Raw genomic sequence first — 18,968 nt, forward strand, 5'->3', positions numbered from 1 at the left:
AATCGCCTTCTGTAGAGCCGAGCCATGCTCGGCGCAATGCCCGGCGCGCGCGGACCGCAACAACAGCCGAGCATGGCTCGGCTCTACAGGGGCGGCGCGGGTGGATCGCGGCATTGGCGTGGCTGCTGATCCCCTCTACCTATGCGGCCGAGCGCCTGCAGCTGGATCCGGCTGGCCTGGATCCGGCGCAGCAGCAGCTCGCCAGCCAGACCCTGGCCGATGTGCAGGCACTGCTGCCGGACGGACTGCTGCGGGCGTTGCCGGCGCAGGTGCAGGTACGCTGGAGCAGTGAACTGCCTGCTGAGGTGCATGGCCGCGCCTTCGCTGGCCGCATCACGCTGCGCCGTGACCTGCTCGAAGAGGGGGTGCCCGGCGCGCGCCGTGCGCGGCGCGCTGCACTGGTGCACGAACTCACCCATGTTGCCGACCGCGGCGGCGCGAACTGGTCGCGCAGCGCCCGCTGGCGTGACCTGGCCGGCTGGCAACGCAAGCCCTGGCATCTCGGTCGTGGCGACAACGCGTTCCGTGATCGCAGCCCGGACAGCTACGAGCTGAAGAACCCCGCCGAGTACCTGGCGGTGAACGCCGAGCATTTCGTGCTCGATGGCGAATTCGCCTGCCGGCGCCCGGCCCTGGCGCAGTGGTACCTGGCCCATTTCGGCGCGCCACCGTCGCTGCCGCAGGCGCACTGCGCGGCGTCGCTGCTCTTGTTGCAGGCCGGAGCCGACGAAGGCGCCGCGTCGCTGCTGCAACTCGATCCGGCGCGCGTCTACGCCGTGGACTACCTGTTCGCCGAGGGCAGCGCGCAGCCGATGAGCCGCTGGGGCCACAGCATGCTGCGGCTGGTGGTGTGCCGGCCGGGGCGGGTGCCGGGGCCGGACTGCCGGTTGGACCTGGAATACCACCGTGTACTGTCGTTCCGCGCGTTCGTCGGCGATGTGCAGATTTCCAACTGGCGCGGGCTGACCGGCGGCTATCCGTCGCGCCTGTTCGTGCTGCCACTGCAGCAGGTGGTGGACGAGTACACCAAGGTGGAACTGCGCGGGTTGCAGTCGCTGCCGCTGCAGTTGCAGCGCGACGAAATCGCCGGCCTGCTCGAGCGCACCGCCCAGGTGCACTGGGGCTATGACGGGCGCTACTACTTCGTCAGCAACAACTGTGCAGTGGAAACCGCCAAGCTGCTGCAGGCCGGCGTGCCGCGGCTGGGGCAGGCCGGCCTGGCCCAGCTGAGTCCGCGTGGGCTGAAGCGGCGCCTGGCACGGCTGCACGTGCTGGACCCGCAGGTGCTGGCCGATCGCAGCACGGCGCAGGCGCAGGGCTATTACTTCGCTTCCGCGCGTGACCACTACCAGCAGCTGTTCGACGTCGCCGCCGCGCAGCTGGACCTGCCGGTGGGCGATGTGCGGAACTGGCTGAAGCTGCCTGCGCAGCAGCGTGCGCCATGGTTGCTGCGCGGCGACCTGCGCGCCAGCGCCGGGCTGCTGCTGCTTGAGCAGGCCGCACAACGGCGCGCCGAACTGCGCGCGCGCGACGCGCTCAAGCGTCGCCTGCTGGCGGCGCCGGACGCCGCCGAAACCCGCCAGTTGCGCGCGTTGCTGGAGCAGGGCGGGCAATGGCTGCGCCCTGGCGCGCTGCTGCAGGATGCCGGCTATGGGTTGCCGTTGGCCGATGAACAGGCGCTTCTCGCGGATGCCGTGCAGAGCGCCAGTGCGCAGGCGGTCCCGGCGTGGCAGGCACTGCGTGTGCAGCTGCGCCAGCAGCTGCCGCTGAAGCAGCGGAACGAGATGGAGGCGATCGATGCCAACCTGGCCATGCTCGGCGCGCATCTGCGCGAGCAGGCCGCGGCAGCGGCTACTGGCGCGGCAGCTCGATGACGAAACGGCTGCCGCCGGCGCTGCCCGGCGTGCAGTAGACGCGGCCGCCGTGCGCATCGGCGATGGCCTTGACCACTGCAAGCCCCAGCCCGCTGCCACCGCCCTGGCGTGAGCGCGAGCCGTCGGCACGCATGAATGGAGTGAAGATGTCCGCGTGCAGGGCCGGGTCGATGCCCGGACCTTCGTCTTCAATCGCCACCTGCACGTGGCCTGGCGTGTCATGCACGGCAATCCGCACCTTGCCCGGGCTGGCGTAGCGGCGCGCGTTCTCCAGCAGTGCAAGCAGGGCCTGGCGCAGCCGGGTCGGATCACAGTGCGCGTTGTGCTCCTCGCGGCTGGTTTCCAGTTCCAGCACGAAGCCGGCGGCGCGGAACTGCGGATCGACCAGGGTCATCACCGAGTGCACTTCGGCGACCACATCGGTACGCGCGCGGCGCACATCCAGCCGCGCATTGTCGGACAGGCTCAGCACGCGCAGGTCCTCGATCAGGCGTGACAGGCCCTCGACCTGGGCAAGCAGGCTGCGGAACTGCGATTCGTCGGGCTGGAACACGCCCTCGGCCAGGCCCTGCAGGCGGCCACGCAGGATCGTGACCGGTGTCCGCAACTCGTGGGCGATGGCCGCGTGCCACATCGCACGCTCGCTCTCCATGTGCTGCAGGCGGCGCGCCATCGCATTGAAATCCTCGACCAGCGTGGCCACTTCGCCCGGCGAGTTTTCCCCGACGTTGGCGCGTGCGCCCAGGTCACCGCTGGCGAGCGCGCGCACGCTGTCCACCAGCGAGTTCAAGGGCGACAGGATGCGATGGGCGAGCCGGAACGAGGCGGCGATGGCCAGTGCCAGTCCGGTCAGGATCACCCCGACCATCCATGCCAGCTCCGGCCCGGTCGGCAGCCAGCTTTCCGGTTCCTCGGCGCTGCCGGGGAAGAACTCGACCAGCACGGCATACAGCAGCCACGACGACAGGATCATCATCACGATGACACCAATCACCATCAGCGACATCGAGACGATGATGTGGCGACTGAGCCCGGAACGGCGCAGGGGAGCCATCAGCGGTCAGCCATCAACCGGTAGCCGACGCCGCGCACGCTGGCTGGAACGTTGAGCATGCCGACTTCATCCAGCTTGCGGCGCAGCTTGCTCACATGGCTGTCGACAGTGCGCTCCAGCGCCTCGCTTTCCGGCAGGCACTCGTGCATCAGTTCGCTGCGGCTGAAGATGCGGGTCGGCGCCAGTGCCATGCAGTGCAACAGCTTGAACTCGGTGAGGGTAAGCAGCACCTCGTGGCTGTAGCCGTCGCCCTCGACATGCACCGCATGGGTGGCCGAATCGATCAGCAGCGGGCCCACGCGCAGCGCACTGGGGGCATCCACGCGCGCCGCGCGCAGCGTGCGTCGCAGCACCGCGCGCACGCGTGCAGCCACCTCGGCCGGGTTGAACGGCTTGACCACGTAGTCGTCGGCACCCATCCGCAGTGCGGTCAGCTTGTCCAGATCCTGGTCCAGCGCGGTCAGCATGATCACCGGGGTTTCGCCACGCTGGCGCAGCTGGGTCAGCACGCTCCAGCCATCCAGGCGCGGCAGCTGCACATCGAGCAGGACCAGGTCGGGGCGCGCGCTGCGGTGCAGGTCCAGGGCACTGTGGCCATCCGCGGCACGCAGGGTGCGCAGTCCTTCGCGTTCCAGGTAGGCGGTCAGAATGTCGGCGATCTCGGCCTCATCCTCGACGATCAGGACGAGGGCGGCGAGGGCAGGGGAGGCATGCATGCAGGGGCGGGGCCTTAAGGTGCTTGCCTCCATCGTATCTCCACACTTCCTCCATCGAAACCCCATCATCGCCACGCACACTGCGTTCTTCAGAACCTTTCAGCCGCTTGAGCGGCATTGTGCACAGCAATGAGAACCTTCAGGACTCCGGTCGCGTTGATCGCGGCCCTCGCCCTGGCCATGACGGCCTGCTCCACCCCCGAAGCCACGCCCGAAGCCGCACCGCGCGTCAGCGTGGTCAGTGTCGGCCCGCAGGTGGTGCAGCGCGATGACGAACTGCCCGGTCGCGTAGCGGCCGTGCGTACCGCGCAGATCCGCGCCCAGGTGGGTGGCATCGTGCAGCGCCGCCTGTTCGACCAGGGCGCGGAAGTGAGCGCCGGCCAGGCCCTGTTCCAGATCGATCCGGCTGCGTTCCGTGCCGACGTCGATTCGGCGCTGGCGGCGCTGCAACGCAGTGAAGCGGCGCTGGGCCGCAGTCGCGTGCAGTCGCAGCGGCTGCATGCACTGGCCGCGGCACAGGCGGTCAGCCAGCAGCACCGCGACGATGCCAGTGCCGAGTACGAACAGGCACGTGCCGCAGTCAACGAAGCGCGTGCGATCCTGGCCCGGCGCCAGCTCGACCTGCGCTATGCCACGGTCAGTGCGCCGATTGCCGGCCGCATCGATCAGGCCCTGGTGACCGAGGGCGCACTGGTCGGTGTTGCCGATGCCGAGCCGATGGCGGTGGTGCAGCAGATCGACCAGGTCTATGTCGATGTGCGGCAGCCGGCCGCCCAGCTGGAATCCCTGCAGCGCAGCGCGGCCGGTGGCGACGAACGATCGGTGACCATCATCGGGGCCGCCGGCAAGCCGCTGTCCGAGCGTGGCCAGCTGCTGTTCTCCGGCATCAACGTGGATGCACGTACCGGTGACGTGATCCTCCGCATCCTGGTCGACAATCCGCACCGCCAGCTGCTGCCCGGCATGTACGTGCGTGCGCGGGTACCGCGCGGCGCCCCGGCCAGCGCGCTGACCGTGCCCCAGCAGGCGGTGCTGCGCAGCGCCGGCGGCCAGGCCTATGCGTGGGTGGTGGGCGGCGATGGCAAGGCGGTGATCCGCACGCTGGAGGTGGATGGCAGTGTCGACCGGCAGTGGCTGGTCCGGCACGGCCTGAAGGCGGGCGAGAAGGTGGTGGTCGAGGGCCAGGAGCGCCTGCAGGAAGGCGTGGTGGTCGATGCGCGCGACTGGCAGACGCCGGTCGCCGGCGCCGGTGCGGTGCCGGCCGGCAGCAAGGGCTGAGCCGTTCCGCGGCCAGCCCCTCCAGGAAAATCCAACATGGCACGTTTCTTCATCGATCGCCCGGTGTTCGCCTGGGTGCTGGCGATCTTCATCATCCTGGCCGGCGTACTGGCGATTCCACGCCTGGCCGTCGAGCGCTATCCGGCCGTGGCGCCGCCCAGCGTCAGCATCTACGCCAGCTACCCGGGTGCCAGCCCGCAGACGCTGAATGATGCCGTGGTCGGTCTGATCGAGCGCGAGCTGTCCAGCGTCAAGCACCTGCTGTATTTCGAATCGTCGGTGGACACCTCCGGTGAGGCCTCGATCACCGCCACCTTCAAGCCGGGCACCAATCCGGAACTGGCGCAGGTGGACGTGCAGAACCGGATCAAGGCGATCGAGCCGCGCCTGCCGCGCAGCGTGCGCCAGAACGGCCTGTTCGTAGAGGCGGCCGACTCCGGCTTCCTGATGCTGGTCGGCCTGCGTTCGCCGGATGCCAGCGTCAGCGAGGCGGCGCTGGGTGACTTCATGGGGCGCAACATCATCGAGGAGCTGCGCCGCATCGATGGCGTCGGCCGCGTACAGCTGTTCGGCGCCGAGCAGGCGATGCGGGTGTGGCTGGACCCGACCCGGTTGACCGGCTATGGCCTGACCATCGGCGATGTGGCCGCCGCCATCGAGCAGCAGAACCTGGAGATTTCTCCGGGCCGCATCGGCGATTCGCCGGGCGTGCCGGGCCAGCGCATCACCGTGCCGTTGAGTGCCGACGGCCAGCTGTCCACGCCGGAACAGTTCGCGGCCATCGTGCTGCGGGCCGGCGCCGATGGTTCGCGGGTGCTGCTGGGGGATGTTGCCCGCGTTGAACTGGGCGCGCAGAGCTATGCCTGGGGAACCCGTGAGGACGGGCATCCGGCGACTGCCGCCGGCGTGCAGCTGCGACCCGGTGCCAATGCGGTACGTACCGCGGCAGCGGTGCGCGAGCGCATGGCCGAGCTGGCGCCGCTGTTGCCGCGCGGGGTGGAGTCGAGCATTCCGTTCGATACCGCGCCATTCGTGAAGATCTCGATCCAGAAGGTGGTGCAGACGCTGCTGGAGGCGATGCTGCTGGTGTTCGCGGTGATGTACCTGTTCCTGCAGAACTGGCGCTATACGCTGATCCCGGCGCTGGTGGCGCCGATCGCGCTGCTGGGCACCTTCGCGGTGATGCTGGCGCTGGGCTTCTCGATCAACGTGCTGACCATGTTCGGCATGGTGCTGGCGATCGGCATCATCGTCGACGATGCGATCGTGGTGGTCGAAGGCGTGGAGCGGATCATGGCCGAGGAAGGCCTGCCACCGCGCGAGGCGACCCTCAAGGCGATGCGCGAGCTGACCGGCGCGGTGATCGGCATCACCCTGGTGCTGACCGCGGTGTTCATCCCGATGGCGCTGGCCAGTGGCTCGGTGGGCGCGATCTACCGCCAGTTCACCGTGGCGATGGCGGTGTCGATCCTGTTCTCGGCGCTGCTGGCGTTGAGTCTGACACCGGCGTTGTGCGCGACCCTGCTGCGCCCGAACAGCGCCGGCCACCACGGTCGTGGCGGCCTGTTCGGTGCCTTCAACCGCGGCTTCGAGAACATGACCGGGCGCTACCAGAGGGGTGTGGCTTCGGTGCTGCAGCGGAGCGGGCGGGTGATGGGCGTCTTCGCCGCGCTGGTGGCGGCCTTGCTGCTGGGCCTGTACTGGCTGCCGGGCGCCTTCCTGCCGGAGGAGGACCAGGGCTATTTCATGACCTCGATCCAGCTGCCGGCCGAAGCCACGGCGGAGCGGACCCTGGCCGTGGTCGAAGCCTACGAGCGGCATGTGGCATCGCGCCCCGGCATCGGCTCCAACCAGTCGATCCTGGGTTACAGCTTCTCCGGTTCCGGCCCGAGCGCGGCGCTGACCTACACCATGCTGAAGGACTGGGGCGAGCGTGCCGGCGCCACTGCGGCGGCGGAAGTTGCGGCGGCGCAGAAGGCGATGGCGGCGGTTGCCGAAGGCGAGGTGATGAGCGTGATGCCACCGGCGATCGACAGCCTGGGGCGGTCTTCGGGCTTCTCGCTGGCCCTGCAGGCGCGTACCGGGCAGAGCCAGGCCGAGTTGCGCGCCGCCCTGCAACAGCTGTTGAAACTGGCTGAAGCCAGCCCGCGGCTGTCGGAAGTGCATGCCGACGGCCTGCCGGCCGGCACCAGCGTGCGCCTCGACATCGACCGCGCCAAGGCCGAGGCGATGGGCGTGGGCTTTGCCGACATCAGCAGCACGCTGTCGGCGGCGATGGGTTCGCAGTACGTCAACGACTTCCCGAACAAGGGCCGCCTGCAGCAGGTGATCCTGCAGGCCGATGCGCCGCACCGGATGGAGCTGGAGGACGTGCTGAAGCTGTATGTGCGCAACAGCGAAGGCGGCATGGTGGCGTTGTCCGAACTGGTCGCCCCGCATTGGACCGAGGCGCCGGTGCAGCTGCAGCGCTATCTCGGCTTCCCGGCATTGAACCTGTCCGGCGCGCCCGCCTCCGGCGTGTCCACCGGCCAGGCGATGGCCGAGATGGAGCGGCTGGCCCAGCAGCTGCCAGCCGGATTCGCCCTGCAGTGGACCAGCCAGTCGCTGCAGGAGCGTGAATCGGGTGCGCAGGCGCCGTGGCTGCTGTTGCTGTCGATGCTGGTGGTCTTCCTGGTGCTGGCGGCGCTGTACGAGAGCTGGTCGATTCCGCTGGCGGTGATGCTGGTGGTGCCGTTGGGCCTGCTCGGGGCCGTCGCCGCGGTGCTGTTGCGCGGCATGCCCAATGACGTGTTCTTCAAGGTCGGCATGATCACCGTGATCGGCCTGTCGGCGAAGAACGCGATCCTGATCGTCGAGTTCGCACGCCAGCTGCAGCAGCAGGGCCGTGGCCTGGCCGAAGCGGCTCTGGAGGCGGCGCGCCTGCGCCTGCGCCCAATCGTGATGACCTCGCTGGCGTTCGCGCTGGGCGTGCTGCCGCTGATGCTGGCGCAGGGGGCGTCGAAGGAAACCCAGCAGGCAATCGGAACCGGTGTGTTCGGCGGCATGGTCAGTGCGACCGTGCTGGCGGTGTTCTTCGTGCCGGTCTTCTATGTAGTGGTGCAGGGCGCGCGGCAGTGGATCGCGCAGCGCCTGCGCAAGCGCCGGCCGATGCCGGAAGGATCCGTGGATGGAACGGGACATCGTTGAAGACCTGCAGGAGCGGCAGCTGGCAGCACTGGAACAGCGTCTGCGGCAGGCATTGCTGGATGACGACCGCGATGCGCTGACCGCGCTGGTATCACCGGCCTTGTTCATGATGGACGGGCAGGGTGGGCGCTTGCTTGACCTGCCGTGGCTGGGCGACTGGCTGGCCGGCGGCCTGCAGGTCAGGAGCCTGCAGCTGTGTCCGGTGGAGACACTGCTGTGCGGACGGCTGGCATTGTTGTCCAGCGATGTGCGGCTGGCGGTGCACCGGCACGGCCGGGAAAGCGAACTGACATTGCGCCTGCTGCGGGTCTGGACCTGCAGTTCCGGTGACAACGGTGCGCAGCTGCTGTCGATGGCAGTGCTGGCTGCATGAACGCGGTCAGGCCGCTTTCAGGCCCCGCTCACCGCCAGGTGGTAGGGTCGAACATCTCTGCAGTGTCGACAAGGAGTCGAGCCATGCGTGTAGTTCCCAGTCTGTTGGCTGCCTCCCTCGGGTTGGTCCTGGCCGCGTGCCAGCCGGCACAACCGCCCGCCGCGAGCGGCAATGATGCCGCGCCGCCGGCCACGCCCGAAGCGGCGGCCAGCACCGGCGCCGGTACCGGCAGCGAGACCACCTACCAGTGTGGTGACCTGCGCGTGCGCGCCACCTTCAATGGCGAAGATGCGGCCACCGTGGTGATCGGCGAACGTACCTTCGCGATGAGCTCCGAGCGTGCTGCCTCGGGCGCCAAGTACGGCGATGGCAAGGGCAACAGCTTCTGGACCAAGGGCAGCGATGACGGCCTGCTGAGCCTGAAGGGCGAGGCGGATCGTGAATGCCATGCAGTGGACGCCACCGAAGGTGACGGCCGTGCCGGCGCGGCCGCGTTCCGGGCCACCGGCAACGAACCGGGCTGGCTGGCGGTGGTGGATGGCGATGCGCCTGGCCTGCAGGTGGAAGTCGACTATGGCGAGCGTCGCTTCGACGTGGCCAAGCCTACCGAGGGTGCGGATGGCTGGAGTGGCAAGGCGTCCGATGGTACCGACGTCAAGCTCAGCTTCCAGCGCACCACCTGCCAGGATGACATGAGTGGCGAAGCCTTCGAGGCCAAGGCGATGTTGACCGTAGGCACCCGCCAGTACCACGGCTGCGGCAATTTCGGCGGCAAGCAGCCGTAAGCCGCCTGCCGCCTGTACAGGCGGGCTCATGCCCGGCTGTACAGGTAGCCGCCGAGCATGGGCTCGGCTCTACATCATCGTGGCATCAGCCCTGGCAGGGCTTCAGGTCCAGCTCGAACACCAGGTCATAGCGGCCGTTGATCCCGATCAGCGCGTCGCGGATCGCACAGTCACCACGATGACGCGCGACCAGATCGGTGAAGATCTTCTCGCGGCCCTCGCAGTACTTCGCGCCCGCCTCTTCCAGTTCGCGGCGACGCTCGTCGTCGTAGGGCTCTTCGCCGGCGAAGTGCTGGCAGGTGTTCTCTCGTGCGAGGAAGGCCTGCACGTCGGCCGGCATCGCACAGTAGATGCGCACATCGTCGATGTCATACACATCGACTGGGACCGGGCAGCCGGCGGCCGCGCGTGCCTTGTCCAGCGCCTCATCACCCGAAGCCAGGTCGGTGGAGGGCTCGGCCCCGGCGCTGGCCTCCACGGCCGCTGGCGGATCCACTACCGGAGCGGGAGCTGCAGCCGGTTCGGTGGCTGCGATCTTCGATGCGGCATCGGCCGTGCTGTCCGCTGCCTGCGGCGAACACGCCGCAAGCATGGACAGGCAGGCGACCAGCGCGAGCCGCTTAGTCGGCACGGCCAGCGAATTCGCCGGTGGCGGTGTTCACCAGCACGCGTTCGCCGTTGACGATGTACTCCGGCACCATGATTTCGATACCGGTGTTGAGCTTGGCCGGCTTCGGACGCTTGGTGGCGGTGCCGCCCTTCAGTTCCGGCGGGGTCTCGATCACTTCCAGCACCACCGAGGCCGGCAGCTGGATCGCCACCGGCTGCTCGTCGATGACCTGCACGTAGATGCCGGTCAGGCCGTCGGTGATGTAGCCGGCGTCGTCACCGATCACGTCGGCGTCGAGGGTGTAGGGGGTGTAGTCCTCGTCATCGAGGAACACGAAGGCGTCGCCATCCTTGTACGAATAGGTGGACTGGCGGCGCAGCAGTTCGACTTCGACCAGGTTGTCGTCGGCATCGAAGCTGGCATCGAGCTTGTTGCCGCCCGGCACGCTGTACATGATGAAGCGGAAGCGGACGTTGCCGCCGCGACCCTGCGGCGAGCTGCGCTCGATGTCGCGGATCTGGTACACGCCGTTGTTGTACTCGACGACGTTGCCCTTCTTGATGTCGTTGGCTTTCATGGTGATCTAGGTCGTTGGGGGAGGGCGCCGTCCCGGCGCCCGGGGGAATCACTTCGGAGCGAGGCGGGTAGCGCCGTCCAGGCGGATGGTCTCGCCGTTGAGGTAGGTATTGCCGATGATGAAGCCGACCAGGCTGGCGAAGTCGTCCGGCTTGCCCAGGCGCGACGGGAACGGGATCGAGGCGGCCAGCGACTGCTGCACGGCTTCGGGCATGCCATCGACCATCGGCGTCCAGAACACGCCGGGCGCGATGGTGTTGACGCGGATGCCGAAGCGCGACAGTTCGCGTGCCATCGGCAGCGTCATTGATACCACGCCGCCCTTGCTGGCGGCATACGCGGCCTGGCCGATCTGGCCTTCGTAGGCGGCGATGCTGGCGGTATTGATGATCACGCCGCGCTCGCCATCGGTGCCGGCGTCATTGTGCTGCATGCGGTTGGCGGCGGCCTTGGCGACGTTGAAGCTGCCGACCAGGTTGACCATCACCGTGCCCTGGAACCCGGCCAGCGGCATTGGGCCTTCCTTGCCGAGCACGCGACCGGCACCGAGGATGCCGGCGCAGTTCATTGCCACGTTCAGGCCGCCGAGGAAATCGTGGGCCTGGTCGATGGCGGCGGCCACGGCCGCCTCGTCGCTGACGTTGACGTTGAAGTAGCGGGCCTTGTCGGCACCCAGCCCGGCGACAGCGGCAGCGCCCTTGTCGTCATTGAGGTCGAACAGGGCCACCTTGCCGCCCTGGGCGACGAGGTGCTGGGCCACGGCCAGGCCGAGGCCGGAAACGCCGCCAGTGATCACGGCACGTACGGAAGACAGCTGCATTGCACGGTCCTGCAGGTTCGAGAACCGCCGATTCTAACGGAAGCGGCGAGCGTCGCCGTTGTGCACTGCGCCGCCGTTGCAGGCGGCGCAGCGGGCCGGTCAACCGGCCGCCAGTGCCTGGCCGGTACGGCTGGCGGTGGCGCGGCCAAGCAGGCCGGCCAGCCAGCGCCCTGTTTCGGCCAGCGCCGGCAGGTCCACGCCGCTGTCCAGGCCCAGGCCCTGCAGCAGGTAGACCACGTCTTCGCTGGCCACATTGCCGCTGGCGCCCTTCGCATACGGGCAGCCGCCGGCGCCCGACACCGCGCTGTCGACCACGCGCACGCCTTCTTCCAGGCAGGTGGCGATGTTGGCGATGGCCTGGCCATAGGTGTCGTGGAAGTGCACGGCCAGTGCGCCCATCGGAATCTCGGCGGCGACCGCTTGCAGCATGGCCCGGGCCTTGCGCGGGGTACCGACGCCGATGGTGTCGCCCAGCGAGATCTCGTAGCAGCCCATCTGGTGCAGGGCGCGCGCCACGCGCACCACGTCGGCCAGCGCGACCTCGCCCTGGTAGGGGCAGCCCAGCACGGTGGAGACGTAGCCGCGCACGCGCACGCCGTCGGCGGCGGCACGACGCAGGATCGGCTCGAAACGGGCCAGCGACTCGTCGATGCCGGCGTTGGTGTTGGTGCGGTTGAACGCTTCGGAGGCGGCGGTGAACACCGCCACTTCCTCCACGCCCACGGCGCGTGCGCGGTCGTAACCCTGCTCGTTCGGCACCAGTACCGGGTAGTGGATGCCGGGCCGGCGCTGGATGCCGGCATAGACCTCGGCGGCATCGGCCAGCTGCGGGATCCACTTCGGGCTGACGAAGCTGGTCGCCTCGATGCTGCGCAGGCCGGTGGCCGACAGGCGGTTGATCAGTTCGATCTTGTCGGCGGTGGAGACGGACTGCTTTTCGTTCTGCAGGCCATCACGCGGGCCGACCTCGACGATGCGGACGTAATCGCTCATGCCGGCTCCCCGCCGCCGGGGCGGTGGCAGACCGCCTCGATGTTGTTGCCATCCGGGTCGAGCACGAAAGCGCCGTAGTAATCCGGGTGGTACCACGGGCGCAGGCCCGGAGCGCCGTTGTCGCGGCCGCCCGCGGCGAGGGCGGCGGCATGGAACGCATCCACCTGCGCACGGCTGGCGCAGGCGAAGGCCACGTGCACGCCCTGGCTGGCGGTGCCGGCATTGCCGAGCCAGAAGAACGGCTTGCCTTCGCTGCCGAAGCCGACGTGGTCGTGGGCGCCGGTCTGTTCGGCGCTGACTTCCATCACCACGCCGATCTGCAACGGCGCCAGCGCCTGCAGGAAGAAGGCCTTGCTGCGCGCCAGGTCGGCGCTGGTCAAACCAAGATGATCGAGCATGTTCAGGCTTCCGTGACCCAATGGGGAGCGCGCTTGTCGAGGAAGGCGCCCAGGCCCTCCTGGCCCTCGGCGGAGACCCGCAGGCGCGCGATCAGCGCCGCATTATCGCGATCCAGGGCGTCGCGGTCATGACTGTCGCGGACCTGGCGCACCAGCTGCTTGGCCGACGACGAGGCGATCGGGCCGGCCTTGTCGAGCAGGGCCAGCTGGCGCTCCAGCGCTTCATCCAGGCGCTCCGGCTCGACCAGCTGGTGGACCAGGCCGATGCGCAGTGCGGTGTCGGCGTCGAAATGCTCGCCGGTGGCGAACCAGCGGCGGGCCTGGCGCGGGCCGATGGCCTCGATCACGTACGGCGAGATCACCGCCGGCAGCAGGCCGAGGCGGCTTTCGGTCAGGCCGAAGCGGGCCGAGCTGCTGGCGATGGCGATGTCGCAGCAGGCGACCAGGCCAACGCCCCCGCCGAAGGCGGCGCCATGGACCCGGGCCAGGGTCGGCTTGGGCAGCTCGTCCAGGGTGCGCATCAGCCGCGCCAGGGCCAGCGAGTCCTCGCGGTTGTCGGCCTCGCTGGCGGCGGCCATGCCACGCATCCACTGCATGTCGGCACCGGCCGAGAAGGAGGCGCCGTGGCCGGCCACCACCACCGCGCGCACCGCTTCATCGCGGCCGGCCGCTTCCAGCGCCGCGGTCAGGCGGGCAATCAGGCCGGCGTCGAAGGCGTTGTGCAGCTCCGGCCGGTTCAGCCAGAGGGTGAGGACGGCGCCGCGGCGCTCGATCTGCAAAGCATCGTTCATGGGATTCCAGAGTCACTCCATACCTGTATGGATCATAGCGGGCCATTGGTCATGGGCCATGACGCGACGCGGGAATGTTAGAATCGAGAACCATTTACATCCAGCAGAGATTACGCTAGATGACGCTGTCCGAACTGCCGCTGCACACCTCGGCCGTGGTCGAGTCCGTGCAGGACCTGCATGCCAACGATGCCATTGCCCGTCGCCTGCGCGAGCTGGGGTTCGTAAAGGGCGAGGAAGTGCGCCTGGTGGCCAAGGGGCCGGTCGGGGGCGAGCCGCTGCTGGTGCAGGTCGGGTTCACCCGGTTCGCGCTGCGGATCAGTGAAGCCAAGCGCGTCGTGGTCGACGCCGCCAGCCAGGAACGACGTGCATGACCGCTACTGCCTCCACCGCCCCTGTGCGCATCGCGCTGGTCGGTAACCCGAACAGTGGCAAGACCGCCCTGTTCAACCAGTTGACCGGCAGCCGGCAGAAGGTCGCCAACTACACCGGCGTTACTGTCGAGCGCAAGGAAGGCCGCCTGCGCGCGCCGTCCGGCCGTGAATTCGCCGTGCTCGACCTGCCGGGCGCCTACAGCCTGCAGCCGGCCAGCCTGGACGAGGCGATCACCCGCGACCTGTGCCGGGGCTTCTACCCGGGCGAGGCCGCGCCGGACGTGCTGCTGTGCGTGATCGATGCCACCAACCTGCGCCTGCACCTGCGCTTCGCGCTGGAGCTGCGCGAGCTGGGCAAGCCGATGGTGGTGGCCCTGAACATGGTCGATGCGGCCCAGCGCCGTGGCATCCAGGTGGACGTGGCCGCGCTGGAGCGCGAGCTGGGCGTGCCGGTGGTGGAGACCGTGGCGGTGCGCAAGCAGGGCGCGCGGGCGCTGGTCGAGCGGCTGGACGCGATGGTGCCGCACCTGGATGCGCCGGTGCCCGGCCCGGAAGGTGGTATCGACTACCACGCCAGGGTGCGCGACATCCTGTCGGTGGCGGTGCGGATGCCGGCGCGGACCGCGAAGATCGACGATGCACTGGACCGCTGGCTGCTGCACCCGGTGTTCGGACTGGTCAGCCTGGCCGTGGTGATGTTCCTGATCTTCCAGGCGGTGTATGCCTGGGCAACGCCGCTGATGGACGCGATCGAGGCCGGTTTCGCCTGGCTCGGCACCTTCGTCGGCAGCGTGCTGCCGGAAGGGCCGCTGGCCAGCCTGCTGACCGACGGCATCATCGCCGGCGTCGGTGGCGTGGTGGTGTTCCTGCCGCAGATCCTGATCCTGTTCTTCTTCATCCTGGTGCTGGAGGAATCCGGTTACCTGCCGCGCGCGGCGTTCCTGCTTGACCGCATGATGGCGGCCGCCGGCCTGTCCGGCCGTTCGTTCATCCCGCTGCTGTCCAGCTTCGCCTGTGCGGTGCCCGGCATCATGTCCACCCGCAGCATCCAGGACCCGCGTGACCGCCTGGCCACAATCCTGGTCGCGCCGCTGATGACCTGCTCGGCGCGACTGCCGGTGTATGCATTGCTGATCGGTGCCTTCATTCCGCAGAAGACGGTGTGGGGCGTGTTCAACCAGCAGGGCCTGGTCCTGTTCGGCCTGTACGCGGCGGGCATCCTCAGTGCGCTGGCGATGTCGTGGATCATGAAGAAGTGGCGGCGTGACAAGAGCGAGCATCCGTTGATGCTGGAGCTGCCGTCGTATCGCCTGCCGCATGTGCGCGACCTGGCGGTGGGCCTGTACGAACGCGGCATGATCTTCCTCAAGCGCGTCGGCGGCATCATCCTGGCGCTGACCATCCTGCTGTGGGTGCTGCTGTCCTTCCCGGCTGCCCCTGCGGGCGCGACCCTGCCTGCGATCGACTACAGCTATGCCGGCCAGATCGGCCACGCGATGGCGGTGTTCTTCGCGCCGCTGGGCTTCAACTGGCAGATCTGCATCGCGCTGATCCCCGGCCTGGCCGCGCGCGAAGTGGCGGTGGCCTCGCTGGCCACGGTCTATGCACTGTCGGCGGCCGATGATGATGCCGCCAGCCAGGCGCTGACCCCGCTGATCAGCGACGGTTGGTCGCTGGCCACCGCGCTGTCGCTGCTGGTCTGGTACATCTATGCGCCGATGTGCATCTCGACGCTGGCGACCATCAAGCGCGAGACCAACTCGTGGAAGCAGATGGGCTTTGCCGCGTTCTATCTGTTCGCGGCGGCCTACGTGGCTGCGCTGATCACCTACCAGGTGACCAAGGCGCTGGGAGGCGGCTGATGGACCGTGGACTGCTGCTGCAATACCTGATCATCGCGCTGGCCGTGCTGGTCAGTGCCTGGGTGGTGTTGAAGAAGCAGTTCCCGGGTACCGTGCGCCGGCTGCGCGGCGCCCTGGCGCTGGCCCTGCTGAAGCCGGGTCGTGCCGCCTGGCTGCAGGCGCTGGGCCGCAGGATCGCGCCGCCGGCCAGTGGCGGCGGCGGTGCCTGTGGTGGCTGTGACAGCTGCGGGCCGACGCCGCCGAAGCAGCATTAGGGCCGGCGTCCGCCGGGCCCGTCCTGCCGGGTGCAAACCGGCCAGCCCTGCTGGGTGCCAACCGGCCAATCCTGGTGGGTGTGAACCTTGGTTCGCACGCTCCTGCCGTTCACCCTCATCCACGCTTGGCGTGGATCTACTGCGCGTGAGCGCCCAGTTCCCCGGCCAGGGCCAGCCACTGGGCGCGGCGGGCGAGTGTGCTGCTGCGTACCGCACCCAGGCGGCTGACCCGTACCGGGCGGATGCCGCAGAACTCCAGGAGGGGCGCGCGCAGCTGGGCAATGCCCGGGTCGCGGTAGATCCAGCGGTAGTACCAGGGCGGCGTATCGAGGGTGGTGATCACCCGCGCGCTGCGACCGGCCAGCAGCCGGTCCCACCACACCGAATCGCGGCGGTAGCGGAAGGCGAAGCCCGGCAGCAGCACGCGGTCGAAGAAGCCCTTCAGCAGGGCCGGCATCGCACCCCACCAGGTCGGGAAGACCAGCACCAGGTGATCGCAGGCCAGCAGGGCGTCGGCGGCGTCCTGCAGGTCGGGCTCCAGCGGCTGGGCCTGGCGGTAGCCGTGGCGCAGCACCGGATCGAAGCCAAGCTCACCCAGGGCGATCAGGCGCACCCGGTGGCCCGCATTCTCGGCGGCGGTGGCATAGCGCTGGGCGAGGGCGCCACACAGGCTGTCGCGGTCGGGATGGCCCAGCAGGATCAGGATGGAACGGGACACGGCAACCTCGGGCAATGGAAAGCGCGCGAGGTTGGGCTATGCCCCTGGGGCAGAGTCAAACGCCGGTGGTGCAGCCGCTCGGCTCCAGCACGCAGTCACCCTGGCCGCTGCGCAGCCAGTGCTGCAGTTCATCGCTGACCTGCTGCAGGGCCTGGTCGACGCGTTCCAGTCGCACGCGCTCGCTGGCGATGCGGGTGCGCTGCTGCTCCAGCAGGGCCAGTACCGCGGTCCAGTCGAGCCGTCCGTCCTGTCCCTGCAGGCGCGAGATCGCCGTCAGCGTGATGCCCAGGCCCAGCGCCTGGCGGATCAGCTGCACCCAGGCCACGTCCTGCGCGCTGTAATCGCGGTAGCGGTTCAGGCGCGGCACCGGCGGCAGCAGTCCGCGCGCCTCGTACAGGCGGATGGCCTTGGCGCTGGCACCGGTCAGGCGGCTGACTTCGGAGATGCGCATGGGTTCAGTCCCGCACCAGGCCGCCATCCACCACCAGGTTCTGCCCGGTCACCGCACGCGACCACGGGCTGGCAAAGAACAATGCAGCGTCCGCGAACTCGGCCGGGGTGGTGACGCTGCGCAGCGGCGTGTTGGCGGCGATGTAGTCGAACACCGCTTCCGGCGTGGCGGCGCTGGCATCGGTGGTGCGCAGCAGGCCGCCGGACAGCATGTTCACGGTGATGCCATGCGGGCCGAGGTCGCCGGCCAGGGTGCGGGTCAGCGCCAGCAGTGCAGCCTTGGCCGCGGTGTAGTCGTGATAGGGCACCACCGGGTTCTGGAACAGGTTGGTGCCGATGTTGATGACGCGGCCGAAACGACGGGCCTGCATGCCGGGCAGGACGGCCTGCACGGTATTCAGCGCGCCGCGCACGCTGCCCTCGAACTGTGCCTGGAACGCGGGCCAGCCGATGTCGGCGGCGCCATCGCGGGCATCGCCATTGAACGAGAATGCCGCAAGCGCATTGTTGACCACGGTGGTGACACCCTGGCCGAAGTGGGCCAGCGCCTGCTGCAGCATGGTATCGACCTGGCCGCGGTCGGTGACATCAGCAGGCAGCGCGATCGCCTGGCCGCCCAGCTCTGCGGCGAGTGCGCGCGCGGCGGCTTCGCTGCGGTGGTAGTTGATGATGACCCGCGCACCCTGCGCGGCGAACGCGCGGGCAAGATGCTGGCCAAGGCCGCGCCCGGCGCCGGAGACCAGTACCAGCTGTTCGCTGATCTGCATGAGGGAACGGCCATCCATTGCGTGAAAGGGCATGCAGCGTAGCAGCGAAGAGGCTTGCCGGAGCGGGCGTGCTGCCGCTAGCCTGCGGGCATGAACCAGACTCCCCTGCGATTGCTCATCCACGGCGCTTCCGGGCGCATGGGCCAGGCCCTGCTGCGGCTGGCCGCCGAATCCCCTGAAACCCTGCAGGTCGTTGCCGCGGTGACCGGCCGCGCGCCGACCCAGCGCGTGGTCGATGGCGTGCCGTTCTTTGCTGCCAGCGAGCTGCCCGGCGCGCCGGAGTTCGACGTGGCGATCGATTTCAGCCTGCCGGAGGGCTTCGACCCGATGCTGGCGCTGTGCGTGGAGCGTGGCGCGGGGCTGGTCTCCGGTACCACCGGCATTTCCACCACGCAGCGCCAGGCACTGGACGCGGCGGCCGCGAAGATTCCGCTGGTGTGGGCCTCGAACTTCAGCCTGGGCGTGGCGGTCCTGGACGAACTGGTCGAGCGCGCCGCGCAGGCGCTGGCTGGCTGGGACTGCGACGTGGTCGAATCGCACCATACGCAGAAGAAGGATGCGCCGTCGGGGACCGCCCTGACCCTGGGCGCCGCCGCGCAGCGGGGTGGGGCGGAGCCGCATTACGCCAGCCTGCGTGCCGGTGACATCGTTGGCGAGCATCTGGTGCAGTTCACCGGGCTGGGTGAGCGCATCGAGCTGGTGCACCGGGCCACCAATCGCGACATCTTCGCCCGTGGCGCGTTGTTCGCCGCGCGCCAGCTGCACGGCCGCGCGGCCGCCAGCTACCGGGTCCGCGACCTCCTGCAGTAGAACGGTAGTGCCGGCCGCTGGCCGGCAACCTCGTGATTCCTCGGGTCGGATCCCTTTCCAGCGGAAAGGGCTCCGACCCCATCTGAGGGCGCCTGGGGTCAGAGCCCTTGCCATTCGGGAAAGGATCCGACCCCGCCTCCGGCCCGCAGCGCGCCTTCCGCGCCGCCGGATTGAAATGAATACGCAATCGCCTGTTCATAAAGCAACAGAACCGCTGGCGCGAGCGCCCCGGCAGCGCTACAATTCGCACTCGCCGAATCACGAAAGCCGGACCGGTCC

General features: G+C 69.0%; 20 protein-coding genes. 9 read left to right on the forward strand and 11 right to left on the reverse strand.

The features are described 5' to 3' along the window. Positions 1-113: 113 nt before the first annotated feature. Positions 114-1,874 (forward strand): DUF4105 domain-containing protein, encoded by a 1,761-nt coding sequence (locus Q0P60_RS11350; RefSeq protein ID WP_294992991.1) that lies wholly within the window; start codon positions 114-116, stop codon positions 1,872-1,874. Here the strand turns inward: Q0P60_RS11350 and Q0P60_RS11355 are convergent. After that, complete coding sequence (locus Q0P60_RS11355; protein ID WP_294992994.1) at positions 1,852-2,928, reverse strand: ATP-binding protein; 1,077 nt, start codon at positions 2,926-2,928, stop codon at positions 1,852-1,854. The genes Q0P60_RS11350 and Q0P60_RS11355 overlap by 23 nt on opposite strands. Further along, entirely contained in the window at positions 2,928-3,644 is a 717-nt protein-coding gene (locus Q0P60_RS11360; protein WP_294992997.1) for a response regulator, read from the reverse strand. The genes Q0P60_RS11355 and Q0P60_RS11360 overlap by 1 nt, the downstream gene beginning before the upstream one ends. Positions 3,645-3,773: 129 nt before the next feature. Here Q0P60_RS11360 and Q0P60_RS11365 point away from each other — a divergent pair, with 129 nt between their 5' ends. The 4 genes from Q0P60_RS11365 (at position 3,774) to Q0P60_RS11380 (ending at position 9,266) form a co-directional block, all read left to right on the forward strand. Beyond that, entirely contained in the window at positions 3,774-4,922 is a 1,149-nt protein-coding gene (locus Q0P60_RS11365) for an efflux RND transporter periplasmic adaptor subunit (protein WP_294993000.1), read from the forward strand. A gap of 36 nt (positions 4,923-4,958) precedes the next feature. After that, positions 4,959-8,108: a multidrug efflux RND transporter permease subunit gene (locus Q0P60_RS11370; protein WP_294993003.1), complete on the forward strand. Its 3,150-nt coding sequence runs from the start codon at positions 4,959-4,961 to the stop codon at positions 8,106-8,108. Then, positions 8,089-8,481, forward strand: a complete 393-nt coding sequence (locus tag Q0P60_RS11375; protein WP_294993006.1) for a nuclear transport factor 2 family protein — start codon at positions 8,089-8,091, stop codon at positions 8,479-8,481. Before Q0P60_RS11370 ends, Q0P60_RS11375 begins: the two co-directional genes overlap by 20 nt. Positions 8,482-8,564: 83 nt before the next feature. Further along, the gene (locus Q0P60_RS11380; protein WP_294993009.1) at positions 8,565-9,266 is read left to right on the forward strand and encodes an MliC family protein; all 702 of its coding nucleotides are present in this window, start codon (positions 8,565-8,567) and stop codon (positions 9,264-9,266) included. An 85-nt stretch (positions 9,267-9,351) separates the two neighbouring features. Here the strand turns inward: Q0P60_RS11380 and Q0P60_RS11385 are convergent, their stop codons facing one another. The 6 genes from Q0P60_RS11385 to Q0P60_RS11410 form a co-directional block, all read right to left on the reverse strand. Then, the gene (locus Q0P60_RS11385) at positions 9,352-9,897 is read right to left on the reverse strand and encodes a hypothetical protein (RefSeq protein WP_294993012.1); all 546 of its coding nucleotides are present in this window, start codon (positions 9,895-9,897) and stop codon (positions 9,352-9,354) included. Further along, positions 9,887-10,453: an elongation factor P-like protein YeiP gene (yeiP, locus tag Q0P60_RS11390; protein WP_005409468.1), complete on the reverse strand. Its 567-nt coding sequence runs from the start codon at positions 10,451-10,453 to the stop codon at positions 9,887-9,889. The genes Q0P60_RS11385 and yeiP overlap by 11 nt, the downstream gene beginning before the upstream one ends. Before the next feature lie 48 nt (positions 10,454-10,501). Then, complete coding sequence (locus tag Q0P60_RS11395; RefSeq protein WP_294993017.1) at positions 10,502-11,272, reverse strand: SDR family NAD(P)-dependent oxidoreductase; 771 nt, start codon at positions 11,270-11,272, stop codon at positions 10,502-10,504. Positions 11,273-11,371: 99 nt separating this feature from the next. Beyond that, positions 11,372-12,265, reverse strand: coding sequence for a hydroxymethylglutaryl-CoA lyase (locus Q0P60_RS11400; protein ID WP_294993020.1), 894 nt, complete (start codon positions 12,263-12,265; stop codon positions 11,372-11,374). Further along, positions 12,262-12,663, reverse strand: coding sequence for a VOC family protein (locus Q0P60_RS11405; RefSeq protein WP_294993023.1), 402 nt, complete (start codon positions 12,661-12,663; stop codon positions 12,262-12,264). The genes Q0P60_RS11400 and Q0P60_RS11405 overlap by 4 nt, the downstream gene beginning before the upstream one ends. Before the next feature lie 2 nt (positions 12,664-12,665). After that, positions 12,666-13,454 (reverse strand): enoyl-CoA hydratase/isomerase family protein, encoded by a 789-nt coding sequence (locus Q0P60_RS11410; protein ID WP_294993026.1) that lies wholly within the window; start codon positions 13,452-13,454, stop codon positions 12,666-12,668. A gap of 119 nt (positions 13,455-13,573) precedes the next feature. Between Q0P60_RS11410 and Q0P60_RS11415 the strand changes: the two genes are divergently transcribed. From Q0P60_RS11415 to Q0P60_RS11425, 3 genes are read left to right on the forward strand one after another with little or no spacing between them, the layout of a single operon-like run. Then, entirely contained in the window at positions 13,574-13,828 is a 255-nt protein-coding gene (locus Q0P60_RS11415) for a FeoA family protein (protein ID WP_005409473.1), read from the forward strand. Then, positions 13,825-15,690, forward strand: a complete 1,866-nt coding sequence (gene feoB, locus Q0P60_RS11420) for a ferrous iron transport protein B (protein ID WP_294993030.1) — start codon at positions 13,825-13,827, stop codon at positions 15,688-15,690. Before Q0P60_RS11415 ends, feoB begins: the two co-directional genes overlap by 4 nt. Beyond that, positions 15,690-15,944, forward strand: a complete 255-nt coding sequence (locus Q0P60_RS11425) for a DUF6587 family protein (protein ID WP_294993033.1) — start codon at positions 15,690-15,692, stop codon at positions 15,942-15,944. Before feoB ends, Q0P60_RS11425 begins: the two co-directional genes overlap by 1 nt. A gap of 136 nt (positions 15,945-16,080) precedes the next feature. Here Q0P60_RS11425 and Q0P60_RS11430 read toward each other — a convergent pair whose 3' ends face one another. Genes Q0P60_RS11430 through Q0P60_RS11440 form a run of 3 tightly spaced genes read right to left on the reverse strand, consistent with a single transcriptional unit; the run spans position 16,081 to position 17,897 of the window. Beyond that, the gene (locus Q0P60_RS11430) at positions 16,081-16,662 is read right to left on the reverse strand and encodes an NAD(P)H-dependent oxidoreductase (protein ID WP_294993036.1); all 582 of its coding nucleotides are present in this window, start codon (positions 16,660-16,662) and stop codon (positions 16,081-16,083) included. 55 nt (positions 16,663-16,717) lie between these two features. Next, on the reverse strand, positions 16,718-17,113 hold the full coding sequence (locus Q0P60_RS11435) for a MerR family transcriptional regulator (RefSeq protein ID WP_294993039.1): 396 nt from the start codon (positions 17,111-17,113) through the stop codon (positions 16,718-16,720). A 4-nt stretch (positions 17,114-17,117) separates the two neighbouring features. Beyond that, positions 17,118-17,897, reverse strand: coding sequence for a 3-oxoacyl-ACP reductase (locus Q0P60_RS11440; RefSeq protein ID WP_294993170.1), 780 nt, complete (start codon positions 17,895-17,897; stop codon positions 17,118-17,120). Positions 17,898-17,969: 72 nt separating this feature from the next. On the opposite strand from Q0P60_RS11440, the gene dapB reads away from it, so the two are divergent. Beyond that, positions 17,970-18,689 (forward strand): 4-hydroxy-tetrahydrodipicolinate reductase, encoded by a 720-nt coding sequence (gene dapB / locus Q0P60_RS11445; RefSeq protein WP_294993042.1) that lies wholly within the window; start codon positions 17,970-17,972, stop codon positions 18,687-18,689. Positions 18,690-18,968 lie beyond the last annotated feature (279 nt).

It is taken from the genome of uncultured Stenotrophomonas sp. (assembly GCF_945952405.1).
Lineage (GTDB): Bacteria > Pseudomonadota > Gammaproteobacteria > Xanthomonadales > Xanthomonadaceae > Stenotrophomonas.

Excerpts from the sequence above, each read along its gene's own strand:
- dapB (WP_294993042.1), top strand. The coding sequence starts at position 17,970 with ATGAACCAGACTCCCCTGCGATTGCTCATCCACGGCGCTTCCGGGCGC.
- Q0P60_RS11400 (WP_294993020.1), bottom strand. The coding sequence starts at position 12,265 with ATGAGCGATTACGTCCGCATCGTCGAGGTCGGCCCGCGTGATGGCCTG.
- Q0P60_RS11425 (WP_294993033.1), top strand. The coding sequence starts at position 15,690 with ATGGACCGTGGACTGCTGCTGCAATACCTGATCATCGCGCTGGCCGTG.
- Q0P60_RS11370 (WP_294993003.1), top strand. The coding sequence starts at position 4,959 with ATGGCACGTTTCTTCATCGATCGCCCGGTGTTCGCCTGGGTGCTGGCG.
- feoB (WP_294993030.1), top strand. The coding sequence starts at position 13,825 with ATGACCGCTACTGCCTCCACCGCCCCTGTGCGCATCGCGCTGGTCGGT.
- Q0P60_RS11440 (WP_294993170.1), bottom strand. The coding sequence starts at position 17,897 with ATGGATGGCCGTTCCCTCATGCAGATCAGCGAACAGCTGGTACTGGTC.
- Q0P60_RS11375 (WP_294993006.1), top strand. The coding sequence starts at position 8,089 with ATGGAACGGGACATCGTTGAAGACCTGCAGGAGCGGCAGCTGGCAGCA.
- Q0P60_RS11355 (WP_294992994.1), bottom strand. The coding sequence starts at position 2,928 with ATGGCTCCCCTGCGCCGTTCCGGGCTCAGTCGCCACATCATCGTCTCG.
- Q0P60_RS11405 (WP_294993023.1), bottom strand. The coding sequence starts at position 12,663 with ATGCTCGATCATCTTGGTTTGACCAGCGCCGACCTGGCGCGCAGCAAG.
- Q0P60_RS11360 (WP_294992997.1), bottom strand. The coding sequence starts at position 3,644 with ATGCATGCCTCCCCTGCCCTCGCCGCCCTCGTCCTGATCGTCGAGGAT.
- Q0P60_RS11435 (WP_294993039.1), bottom strand. The coding sequence starts at position 17,113 with ATGCGCATCTCCGAAGTCAGCCGCCTGACCGGTGCCAGCGCCAAGGCC.
- Q0P60_RS11415 (WP_005409473.1), top strand. The coding sequence starts at position 13,574 with ATGACGCTGTCCGAACTGCCGCTGCACACCTCGGCCGTGGTCGAGTCC.
- Q0P60_RS11365 (WP_294993000.1), top strand. The coding sequence starts at position 3,774 with ATGAGAACCTTCAGGACTCCGGTCGCGTTGATCGCGGCCCTCGCCCTG.
- Q0P60_RS11380 (WP_294993009.1), top strand. The coding sequence starts at position 8,565 with ATGCGTGTAGTTCCCAGTCTGTTGGCTGCCTCCCTCGGGTTGGTCCTG.
- Q0P60_RS11410 (WP_294993026.1), bottom strand. The coding sequence starts at position 13,454 with ATGAACGATGCTTTGCAGATCGAGCGCCGCGGCGCCGTCCTCACCCTC.
- yeiP (WP_005409468.1), bottom strand. The coding sequence starts at position 10,453 with ATGAAAGCCAACGACATCAAGAAGGGCAACGTCGTCGAGTACAACAAC.
- Q0P60_RS11395 (WP_294993017.1), bottom strand. The coding sequence starts at position 11,272 with ATGCAGCTGTCTTCCGTACGTGCCGTGATCACTGGCGGCGTTTCCGGC.